General features: G+C 74.1%; 9 protein-coding genes. 4 read left to right on the top strand and 5 right to left on the bottom strand.

Annotated features, from left to right (window positions below; all coding sequences use genetic code 11):
• On the top strand, positions 1–535 hold a 535-nt coding region (locus BI06_RS35650), incomplete at its 5' end, for a class F sortase (protein ID WP_051742636.1).
• 87 nt (positions 536–622) lie between these two features.
• Here BI06_RS35650 and BI06_RS35645 read toward each other — a convergent pair.
• Complete coding sequence (locus BI06_RS35645; protein WP_043475404.1) at positions 623–1,654, bottom strand: methyltransferase; 1,032 nt, start codon at positions 1,652–1,654, stop codon at positions 623–625.
• 74 nt (positions 1,655–1,728) lie between these two features.
• Positions 1,729–2,826: a nitrous oxide reductase family maturation protein NosD gene (locus BI06_RS35640; protein ID WP_051742635.1), complete on the bottom strand. Its 1,098-nt coding sequence runs from the start codon at positions 2,824–2,826 to the stop codon at positions 1,729–1,731.
• Positions 2,827–3,060: 234 nt separating this feature from the next.
• Here BI06_RS35640 and BI06_RS35635 point away from each other — a divergent pair, with 234 nt between their 5' ends.
• Positions 3,061–4,062 (top strand): deoxyribonuclease IV, encoded by a 1,002-nt coding sequence (locus BI06_RS35635; RefSeq protein ID WP_082558927.1) that lies wholly within the window; start codon positions 3,061–3,063, stop codon positions 4,060–4,062.
• 67 nt (positions 4,063–4,129) lie between these two features.
• On the opposite strand, the gene BI06_RS35630 is transcribed toward BI06_RS35635, so the two are convergent.
• A complete protein-coding gene (locus BI06_RS35630; RefSeq protein WP_043475281.1) occupies positions 4,130–5,548 on the bottom strand; it encodes a lamin tail domain-containing protein in 1,419 nt (472 codons plus the stop codon).
• Positions 5,549–5,877: 329 nt separating this feature from the next.
• On the opposite strand from BI06_RS35630, the gene BI06_RS35625 reads away from it, so the two are divergent.
• Entirely contained in the window at positions 5,878–7,974 is a 2,097-nt protein-coding gene (locus BI06_RS35625; RefSeq protein WP_043475278.1) for an MMPL family transporter, read from the top strand.
• A 72-nt stretch (positions 7,975–8,046) separates the two neighbouring features.
• Entirely contained in the window at positions 8,047–9,084 is a 1,038-nt protein-coding gene (gene sph, locus BI06_RS35620; protein ID WP_051742634.1) for a sphingomyelin phosphodiesterase, read from the top strand.
• 31 nt (positions 9,085–9,115) lie between these two features.
• On the opposite strand, the gene BI06_RS35615 is transcribed toward sph, so the two are convergent.
• Together BI06_RS35615 and BI06_RS35610 are read right to left on the bottom strand one after the other, a co-directional pair.
• Positions 9,116–9,358, bottom strand: coding sequence for a hypothetical protein (locus BI06_RS35615; protein ID WP_043475276.1), 243 nt, complete (start codon positions 9,356–9,358; stop codon positions 9,116–9,118).
• Between the two features lie 5 nt (positions 9,359–9,363).
• On the bottom strand, positions 9,364–11,087 hold a 1,724-nt coding region (locus BI06_RS35610; protein WP_043475273.1), incomplete at its 5' end, for a DEAD/DEAH box helicase.

Genomic DNA, 11,087 nt, shown 5'->3' with positions numbered 1-11,087 from the left:
GGCCCCCACCGCACCCGCGGGGGCCGCGGCCCCCGCACCCGCCGCGCCGGTCAAGGCGGCGGCCCCGCTGAAGCGCTCCAAGCCGACCAGGCTGCGGATCCCGCAGCTCAACGTGGACGCCCCCTTCACCGAGCTCACCCTGAACCCCGCCGGCCAGCTCAACGCCCCGCCGCCGGACGACAAGAACCTGGTCGGCTGGTACCGCGACGGCGTCACCCCCGGCGAGCGCGGCGCCGCGGTGGTCGCCGGACACGTCGACACCACCAAGGGCCCGGCGGTGTTCCTGCTGCTCAGCCTGATGCTGCCGGGCAACAAGGTGGAGGTCCGGCGGGCGGACGGCACGGTCGCGGTGTTCTCGGTGGACGCCGTGGAGACCTTCGCCAAGGACGCCTTCCCCGACCAGAAGGTCTACGGGAAGACGCCCGACGCCCAGCTCCGGCTGATCACCTGCGGCGGCACCTACGACAAGAAGCGCCGCGACTACCTGGACAACGTGGTGGTCTTCGCGCACCTGGAGTCCAGCCGCAAGGCCTGAACCCCGCCCCGCGACGCCCACCCACGACGCGGCCGCCGGTCCCCCCTCGGAAGGGGACCGGCGGCCGCGTCGTTCCGGCGGATCTGGTCAGCCGCGCACCACGGCCTCGAAGGCGTGCAGGTACGGGTTGACCGCGCGCACCTCCCGGACCTCCAGCCCGGCCTCGGTCATCAGCCGGACCATGCTCGCCTCGGAGTGCTTGGCGCCGCCGACGTTGAGCATCAGCATGAGGTCCATGGCGGTGGTGAAGCGCATCGAGGGGCTGTCGTCGACGAGGTTCTCGACCACCACGACCCGGGCGCCCGGGCGGGCCGCGGCGACCACGTTCGCCAGCGTGCGGCGGGTGCTCGCGTCGTCCCACTCCAGGATGTTCTTGATGATGTAGAGGTCCGCGACGACCGGGATCGCCTCCCGGCAATCACCGGGGACCAGCCGGGCCCGGTCGGCGAAGGCGCCGCCCTCGCGCAGCCGGGCGTCGGCGCCCGCGACCACCTTGGGCAGGTCCAGCAGGGTGCCGTGCAGCGCCGGGTGCTTCTCCAGCAGGCTGGCGAGGACATGGCCCTGGCCGCCGCCGATGTCGACCACCGCGTCGATCCCGGTGAGGTCGAGGTAGGCCGCGAAGTCGGCCGCGGACTGCCGGCTGGAGGTGGTCATCGCCTTGTCGAAGACCCTGGCGGACTCGCCCGCGTCGCTGTGCAGGTAGTCGAAGAACTCCTTGCCGAACAGCTCGGGGAAGACGTTGCGGCCGGAGCGCACCGCCTCGTCCAGCTTCGGCCAGGCCTCCCACGTCCACGGCTCGGTGCACCACAGGGAGATGTAGCGGAGGCTGTTCGGCGCGTCCTCGCGCAGCAGCCGGGACATGTCGGTGTGGGTGAAGCGGTCGCCGTCGAGCTCCTCGAAGATGCCGTAGCAGGTGAGGGCGCGCATCAGGCGGCGCAGCTGGCGGGGCTCGGTGCCGAGCTCGGCGGCGAGGTCGGTGACGGGGGTGGGGGTGTCGCCGAGCGCGTCGGCGACACCGAGCCGGGCGGCCGCGCGGACGGCGGCGGCGCAGGCGGCGCCGAAGACGAGCTCCCGCAGGCGCATGGCTGCCTGCGGGGTGGTGGCGGGTGCGGTGGTCATGGGGCCGGGTCTCTGCTTTCTGCGGGGGTCGGTGGAGGTGAGGACGCGCTCCGGGGGCGCGGGCCGGGAGCCGGTCAGCAGCGGCCGGCCGGCTCGGAGACCGCGCACTGGTTGCGGGCGAAGGAGTTGTCGGTGCCGGTGTCGCGGTCGGCCAGGTCGGCCGGCCCGTTGCCGAGCACGAGGTTGTCGGCGACGGTGTTGCGGGCGTTGGCCACGCCGACCACGCTGTGGACGAGCACGATGCCGCCGGAGAACGGCGAGGCGCCGACGTTGTCGCGGACCTCGTTCTCCGTCACCGAGGTCTCCTCGGCCCCGGTGAGCACGATCCCGGCGCCCTGGATGTGGTCGAGCCGGGGGTTCGGCGGGCAGTAGCGGTTGTTGGCGACGACCTGGTTGCGGGTCACGGTGAGGGCGCCGGCCCGGGGCACGCCCTCGTCGCCGACGACGAACACCCCGCCGCAGTTGCCGTGGATCCGGTTCCGCTCGACGCTCAGGTCGCGCAGCCGCCGGACGGTGACGCCGACCCGGTTGTCGGTCAGCAGGTTGGCGCTGACCAGGGTGCCGTCCGCGGAGAGGGCGCCGCCCTCGCTGTCCACCGAGTTGGCGAGGAAGACGCCGGACTGGCCGTTGCGGGTGGACTCGTTGGCGGTGATCACGCCCCGGGTCGACTTCTCCTGGCTGATGCCCTGCTGGCCGTTGTCGTGCACGAAGGTGGCGCGCACGGTCAGCCCGGTGGTGCCGGAGGCGTTGATGCCGTTCTTGCGGAAGCCGGTGACGGCGAGCGCCTCGACGGTGACGCCGGCGAGCGGCCGGTCGTCGGTGCCGGCCACGCAGAGGCCGTGGCCGGCGGCCGCGCAGACGGCGGCGCCGTCGGCGGGCACGGGGGCGGATGCGTCGGCGGGCAGCAGCACGCTGTCCCGGCCCGCGCCGCGCAGGGTCAGGCCGGGTGTGGTGATCCGGACGCTGCCCCGGTACTCGCCGGGGAGCAGCTGCACGGTGTCGCCGGGCAGGGCCGCGTCGACGGCCTGCTGAATCGATTCGCCGGGCCGGACCAGGTGCAGGTCGCCGGCGGCGCGGGCGGGCGCGGCGCCGACGGCGGTGAGCACGGTGGTCAGGGCGGTCGTGGCGGCGGCGGTGGCCGCGGCGAGGTGGTGGACCCGTCGCGTGGGCATGAGTGGTGACCTGCTTTCTGACGCGCCGACGCGGGGGCGCGCTCGCGGGGACGTCGGCACGATGACGCGGGGTGGTCGGGAGGTGACGGCCGGTGGGTGTCGGCCGAACCGACGCTAGGGGCGGGCGGGAGGCCCCGCCACCAGGGTTGGGCTGCCGGGCTGACGGGGCGTCGGCCGGTCGGGGCAGCGGCCCGGCCGACGGCGGTCCGCCGTCGGCGTGCCATGCTCGGGGCCATGAGCACCAGCACCGCCGCAGCCGCCACCCCAGCGGCCGGGACCGCCGCAGCCGAGACCGCCGCAGCCGAGACCGCCGCCGACCTCCGCAACCCGATCGGCGCCCACGTGCCGGTGGCCGGCCGCGGCCTGGCCGGCACCGGCCTCGCGTACGCCGGGCGGGTGGGCGCCGAGACGGTGCAGGTGTTCGTCGCGAACCCGCGCGGCTGGGCGACGCCGACCGGCAACCCGGCGCAGGACGCGGAGTTCCGGGCGGCCTGCGCGGAACGGGCGGTCCCCGCGTACGTGCACGCGCCGTACCTGATCAACTTCGGCTCGGACAACCCGGTGACCAGGGAGCGTTCGGCCGACTCGCTGCGCCACTCGCTGCGGCGCGGGCACGCGATCGGCGCGCTCGGCGTGGTGCTGCACACCGGGTCGGCGGTCGGCTCCGCCCCGGGCGGCAGCTCCCGGCGGGCGGAGGCGATGGCCCAGGTCCGCGAGGACGTGCGGCGGCTGCTGGACGAGCTCGACGCGCTCGGCGAGGACGCGCCGTGGCTGCTGCTGGAGCCCACGGCCGGCCAGGGCAGCTCGCTCTGCGCGCGGATGGAGGACCTCGCCGGGTACATGGAGGCACTGGACGGGCACCCGAAGGTCGGGGTCTGCCTGGACACCTGCCACGCCTTCGCGGCCGGCCACGACCTGGCGGCGCCGGGCGGCGTCCGGGCGACCCTGGACGCGCTGGTCGAGGCCGCCGGACCGGGCCGGCTGCGGCTGATCCACGCCAACGACTCCGAGGACGCGGTCGGCGCCCGCAAGGACCGGCACGCCAACATCGGCGCCGGTCTGATCGGCGCCGAACCGTTCCGCGAGCTCTTCGAGCACCCGGCCACGGCCGGCGTCCCCCTGATCGTGGAGACCCCGGACCGCAAGCACGGCGGCGAGGGCGCCGGCCACACCCTCGACATCACCGCCCTGAAGCGGCTCCGCTCCCGCGCCGCCACCGGCCCCCTGCCGGTGTGAGGGCAGGGAACGGCCGCGGCCCCGAGCCGGGTGGCTCGGGGCCGCGGGGCGGACGGCTGTCCCCGGATCAGCAGGTGACGGTGCCCCTGCGGAGGGCGTGGCCCCCGGTGTTGCTGTCGTCGGACCAGTAGACGGGCTTGCTGCCGCCGACGCACTCGGCGGCCCCCGCGATCGCGAAGCCCTCGTTGTTGAGGTTGGACATCCCGGTCGGGCGGTTGAAGACGGCGGTGGTCGCGAACACGCCGGAGGCGTTGACCTTCAGGGTGCGGTGCTGGCCGTTGCAGGTGTCGTCGCAGACCACCCACAGGCGCGAGGTCTGCGGCTCCCACTGGACCTCCATCACCCCGGCCAGGCCGGTGCTGGTCGAGGCGACCTTGGTGAAGCTGCCGCTGTCCTGGAGGACGAAGCCGTGCACGGCGCCGGTGCCCTCGACCCCGACGAAGAACACCCCGCCGGTGTGGGCGGCGTACCCGGCCGGGTCGTAGGCCGCGCCGGTCGACTCGTCCTTGAAGCCGGCCGCGGTCAGCGCGCTGTCCGGCACCCAGGTGATGCCCTCCAGGCCGAGGTTGGAGCCGACCGCGGGCAGGCTCGCGGTGAGGTTCCACTCCTTGGTGGCGGTCAGCGTGCTGCCGGTGCCGCTCACGTCGTAGCGCAGCACGGACAGCCGGCTGGTGCCGGACGCGTCGCCGTTGCGCTCGCTGGAGACGAAGACGCCGCCCGCCGCCCCGGCGGAGGTGACGGTCACGCCCTCACTGTCGGGGCTGCCGGTGCCGCCCGGGAAGCGCAGCGTCTTGCCGGAGCTCCAGCCGGAGGCCGTGTCGGGGGTCCAGCCGCCGGAGCCGTCGGGGAGCAGGCGCCAGAGCTTGCCGGAGTTCTGCGCGCCCCACAGCACGCCGCCGTCCTGGTAGAGACCGCTCAGGTCGGTCCCGAAGACGTTCGAGGCGTCGGCGGTGGCGATGCTGCTGCTACCGGGCCAGGCCACCGGGGTGCCGCCGCCGGAGCCGCAGCTGTTGGCCGCGCCCAGGGTGAGCTGGGCCTGGGCGAAGGCGCCGGTGCCGTCGGGACAGCGCGACCAGGACGGCGCGGAGTGGGTGCTCCAGGTGAAGCTGTCGACCAGGGTGCTGCCGTTCGGCAGGTACAGCCGGGCCTTGTCCGCGGAGCCGAGGCCGAAGGCGTTGTGGACGTCGAAGGCCTTGAACGCGCCGGCGGCGAGGGTGGTGCCGGCGGCGACCTTGTAGCTGGAGCTGTTGTTGTCGTCCTTGAGGACCCAGCCCGAGATGTCGACGGCGGCGGTGCCCTTGTTGACGAGCTCGATCGAGTCGTTGACGGATCCGGTGGTCACCACCTCGTTGATCCGGATGTCGTCGGCCGGCGCGGCGGCGGCCGGGGACGCCCCGAGCACGCCGGTGGCCAGCACGGGGCCGAGGGCGGTGGCGAGGAGGAGGGCGAGGCTGCGGCGTCGACGCGGTGCGCGCGATGCGGTCACGATGTCCGTCCTGGGGGGAAGGGCTGACAGGGCGCCACTACCGTCCCGGTGGCCCGCCAACGCAGCGACGCCGGGAGGCGAGCGCGGTGTGAACGACGGAAGAACCACCGCACGCCGGGACCACCCTCGCACCGTCCGCGCGCACCCGCCCCACCCGACCCACCGGGCCCGGGTCCGGGGCGGCCTCGGGGACCGGTCGACACACGGTCGGCGGCCCACCGGTGCCGCTCGGGCTGCCGGGTCCGGGGGCCGGTGCCAGGCTGGAGCGGACGATGCCGACGCGTGGTGCCGACCCGCGCCGCCGCAGCCCCGAGAACGGTGGTCCCCCGATGAGCCCGACCCGGAGACTGGCCGAGCTGCCGTGCGGACGCCGCGGCAAGTGGGTGGTGCTGGCCCTGTGGCTGGTCCTGCTGGTGGTGGCGGGCCCGCTGGCGGGCAAGCTCACCGACGTCGAGGACAACCAGGCGTCCAGTTGGCTGCCCGGCAACGCCGAGTCCACCCAGGTGCTCGACGAGCAGCGCGCCTTCCAGCCGGTGGACACCGCCCAGGCGGTGGTGGTCTACGTCCGGGAGGGCGGCATCACGCCCGCCGACAAGGCCGAGGCGGTCAAGGACGCCCGGGCCTTCGCCTCCGCCCCGCACGTGGTGGGCCCGGTGACCGGGCCGGTGGAGTCCGCCGACGGCCAGGCGCTGCAGACCATCGTGTCGGTGGACATCGGCACCGGCGGCTGGCAGGACCTCCGCCCGGCGGTGGACAGCCTGCGCGCCACCGCCGCCGAGAACAGCCTCGGCATGACCACCCATGTCACCGGCCCGGCCGGGGTCGGCGCCGACCAGGCCGAGGCCTTCGCCGGGATCGACTCCACCCTGCTCGCCGCCACCGTCGCCGTGGTGATCGTCCTGCTCCTGCTCACCTACCGCAGCCCGGTGCTGTGGATGCTGCCGCTGTTCTCGGCGGCCGGGGCGCTGGTGGTCGCCCAAGCGGTGATCTACCTGCTGGCAGACCACGCCGGACTGACCGTCAACGCCCAGAGCGCCGGCATCCTCATCGTGCTGGTGCTCGGCGCGGGGACGGACTACGCCCTGCTGCTGACCGCCCGCTACCGGGAGGAGCTGCGCCGGCACGAGGACCGGCACGAGGCGATGGCCTTCGCCCTGCACCGGGCCGGTCCGGCGATCCTGGCCTCCTCCGCGACCGTGGTCGCCTCGATGCTCTGCCTGCTGGTCGCGGAGATGAACTCGACCAGCGGCCTCGGCCCGGTCTGCGCGATCGGCGTGCTGGTGGCGCTGGTCGCGATGCTGACCCTGCTGCCCGCGCTGCTGGTGATCCTCGGTCGCTGGGTGTTCTGGCCGGTGAAGCCCGCCTTCGGTACGCCGGAACCGACCCGCTCCGGACGCTGGGCACACGTCGGCGAGTGGATCGCGCAGCGGCCGCGCAAGGTGTGGATCGGCACCGGGCTCGCCCTGGCGGCCTGCTGCGTCGGACTGGTCTCGCTGAACGCCACCGGGCTCAGCACGGCCGGCAGCTTCACCGGGACACCGGACTCGGTGGTCGGTCAGCAGGCCCTGGAGGCGCACTTCCCGGCCGGCACCGGCGCGCCACTGACCGTCGTCTCGGCGGCCGCCGAGAGCGGCGCGGTCCGCGAGGCGACCCGGGCCACGGCCGGGATCGCGAGCACCACGGAACCGACGTTCCACGAGGGGCGGGCGCTGTTCCGGGCGACGCTCACCGACCCGCCGGACAGCCAGGCCGCCAAGGACACCGTGGACCGGCTGCGGACCGCCGTGCACGCCGTGCCGAACGCTGACGCCCAGGTGGGCGGTTCGACGGCGGTGATCCTGGACGCCGGCCGCGCCGCGACCTCCGACAACCGGACCATCATCCCGCTGGTGCTGGGCGTGGTGCTGGTGATCCTCGCGCTGCTGCTGCGGGCGGTCACCGCGCCGCTGGTGCTGATCGCCACCGTCGTCCTCTCCTACGCGGCGGCGCTGGGCATCAGCGCGTTCTTCTTCGAGCACGTCTTCCACTTCGAGGGGCAGGACAACTCCTTCCCGCTGTTCGTCTTCGTGTTCCTGGTGGCGCTCGGGATCGACTACAACATCTTCCTGATGACCCGGGTGCGCGAGGAGGCCGTGCAGCAGGGCACCCGGCGGGGGGCGGTGGCCGGACTGGCCGCGACCGGCGGTGTGATCACCTCGGCCGGCCTGATCCTGGCCAGTACCTTCGCCGTGCTGGGCACCCTGCCGGTGGTGGGCTTCGCCGAGATCGGCTTCGCGGTGGCCCTCGGCGTGCTGCTGGACACCCTGGTGGTGCGCTCCGTCCTGGTGACCGCGCTGACCGTCGACCTGGACCGGCACATGTGGTGGCCGAGCGCGTTGTCCGGACAAGTTCCTCCGCCCGAGGAGGAGTTGGCCAGACAGCTTTAAGTTACCAATGAGTTCATATGGTTATCGTTCACTGTCTGGACGAGCGTGGCCCGGTCTCGCTTCACTGCGCACATGCCAACTCCCTCCACGCGCCGCCCCGGCGCGCGCCTCGCCGCGGTGTGCACCGCTGCCGCCGCCCTGCTCGCCCCGCTCGCCGCCGCGCCGAGCGCCCTCGCCGCCCCCGCGGCGGGCAGCACCACCGCCACTTCGCAGGGCACCACCGCCGCGCTGCCGACGGTCGCGCCGCTCAAGGTGCTGACGTACAACATCTTCCTGATGAGCAAGAACCTCTACCCCAACTGGGGCCAGGACTACCGGGCCAAGGCCATCCCGGCCGCCGACGTGTTCCAGGGCCAGGACGTCGTGGTGCTCCAGGAGGCCTTCGACAACGCCGCCTCCGACGCCCTGGTGGCCCAGGCCTCGGCGCAGTACCCGTACCACACCCCGGTCGTCGGCCGCTCGACCAGCGGCTGGGACGCCACCTACGGCAGCTACAGCTCCACCACGCCCGAGGACGGCGGCGTCACCCTGCTCAGCAAGTGGCCCGTCCTGCGCAAGGAGCAGTACATCTTCAAGGACGCCTGCGGGGCGGACTGGTGGTCCAACAAGGGCTTCGTCTACGCCGTGCTGAACGTCAACGGCGTGCGCACCCACGTGATCGGCACCCACCTCCAGTCCACCGACTCCGGCTGCTCGGCCGGCCAGCCGGCCACCGTCCGGGCCGCCCAGCTCAAGGCGATGAAGTCCTTCGTCGACGCCAAGAACATCCCGGCCGCCGAGCCGATCGTGCTCGCCGGCGACCTCAACATCGACTCGCACGGCAGCGAGTACCCGTCGCTGCTGACCAACGCGGGCGTGGCACCGGCCACCACCCGTGACGGCTGGGTCAACTCCTTCGACACCGCGGACAACTCGATCGCGGCCTACCGCTACCCCGGCGAGCCGAAGGAGGACCTCGACTACGTCCTCTACCGCGCCGACCACGCGCGCCCGGCCGCCTACACCAACTCGGTGGTCCGCTTCCACAGCGCGCCCTGGACGGTGAGCAGCTGGGGCACCAGCTACACCTACAACGACCTGTCCGACCACTACCCGGTCACGGCGGGCTGAGCCGTCGGCACCGCACGGCGGTCCACCGGGGTCAGCCGGCCCCGGTGAACCGCCGGTAGGCGGCGGCGAGTCCGGCCTCCAGCGGGCGGCCGCGCACCGTGATCCCGGAGGGGCCCAACTCGTCCAGGGCGGTGGGCGCTTCGTCCTGCCCGGGGTCGACCGGGGTCGGCACCCGACCGTGCCAGTAGACGTCGAGCAGTTCGGCGAGCGGCCGGTCCGCGCCGCGGTCCGGGCGGTACTCCGTCGGACGCTCCGAAGGGGTCGCAGGGGTCATCGGGGTCACGCTCCGATCGAGTCGGCGGACAGGGTGAGCAGCTCGCGCAGCCGCTCGGCCGGGAGCTCGGCCAGCCACTGCTCGTCGGCGCCGAGCGCCGCCTCGGCCAGGGTCCGCTTGGCGGTGAGGAGTTCGTCGATCCGCTCCTCGACCGTGCCCGCGCAGACCAGCCGGCGCACCTGCACGTCACGGCGCTGCCCGATCCGGTGCGCGCGGTCGGTGGCCTGGTCCTCGACCGCCGGGTTCCACCAGCGGTCCAGGTGCACCACCTGGTTGGCGGCCGTCAGATTGAGCCCGGTACCGCCCGCCCGGAGCGACAGCAGGAACACCCTCGGCCCGTCCGGTGACTGGAAGCGCTCGACCATGGCGTCCCGGCGCCCGCGCGGCACCCCGCCGTGCAGATAGAGCACCTCCTCGCCCAACTTCCGCCGCAGATAGGGCCGGAGCATCGCACCGAACTCGGCGTACTGGGTGAACACCAGCGCCCGGTCCCCCTCGGCCAGCGCCTCCGTCAGCAGCTCCACCAGCCGCTCCACCTTGCCCGAACGACCCGCCACCGCCGTGCCGTCGTGCAGCAGCTGGGCCGGGTGGTTGCACACCTGCTTGAGCCGCCCGATCGCCGCCAGCACCGCGCCCTTGCGCTCGACCCCGCGCAATCCGCCCAGCCGCTCCAGCAGATCGGTCACCACCGCCCGGTAGAGCCCGGCCTGCTCGGCGGTCAGCGAGCAGCTGACGGTGAACTCCTGCTTGGCGGGCAGGTCCTGGACGATCTGCGGATCACTCTTGCGGCGGCGCAGCAGGAACGGGCCGGTGACCCGCCGCAGCCGGGCCGCCGCGTCCACGCTGCCGGTCTGCTCGACCGGGTTGGCGAACCGCTCCCGGAACGACTCCGGGCTGCCGAACAGGCCCGGGTTGGCGAAGTCCAGTACGGCGTGCAGATCGGCCAGCCGGTTCTCCACCGGGGTGCCGGTGAGCGCGATCCGCGGGCCGGAGCGCAGCGAGCGCAGCGCCCTGGACTGGCGGGCCGAACGGTTCTTGATGTGCTGCGCCTCGTCGGCGACGATCCGCCGCCAGTGGATCCGGCGCAGCTCGGCGGCGTCCCGCTGGACCACCCCGTAGGTGGTGATGACCAGGTCGGGGAGGTCGGCGGGGTCGGCGGAGCCGTCCAGGCCGGTGCCGCTGCCGGTACCGGCGCCGTCGCCGGGCGCGGCCGGAGCGGGCGCGGTGCGGTCGGGGCCGTGGTGGACGTGCACCCGCAGGCCGGGCGCGAAGGCGGCGGCCTCCCGGCGCCAGTTGCCGACCACCGACATCGGACAGACCAGCAGCACCGGGCCGCGGGCGCCGCGTTCCCGCTCCAGCGCGAGCAGGGCCAGCGTCTGCACCGTCTTGCCGAGGCCCATGTCGTCGGCCAGGACGGCGCCGAGGCCGAGCCGGCCGAGCGCGTCCAGCCAGGCCAACCCGCGCCGCTGGTACGGGCGGAGGGTGCCGGTGAAGCCCTCGGGCAGCTCCGGGACGCGGTCCGCCGGGCCCGGCCGGCCGGCCAGCAGATCGCCGATCGGCCCGGCCGCCCGCACCTCGGTGACCGGCAGGCCGTCCACCACCGCGCCGTCGTCCACGGCCAGCCGCAGCAGTTCGACCGGCGCCATGGTCCCGCTGCCGTGCTCGGCCAGAAACCTTACCGCGACGGCGAGTTGGGCCTGATCCACCTCGACCCAGCGGCCCCGCAGCC

It is taken from the genome of Kitasatospora sp. MBT66 (genome assembly GCF_000710405.2).
In the GTDB taxonomy this organism is placed as follows: domain Bacteria; phylum Actinomycetota; class Actinomycetes; order Streptomycetales; family Streptomycetaceae; genus Kitasatospora; species Kitasatospora purpeofusca.
The sequence above is the reverse complement of the archived record's forward strand: the minus strand, read 5'-3'. Positions and strand labels throughout refer to the sequence as shown.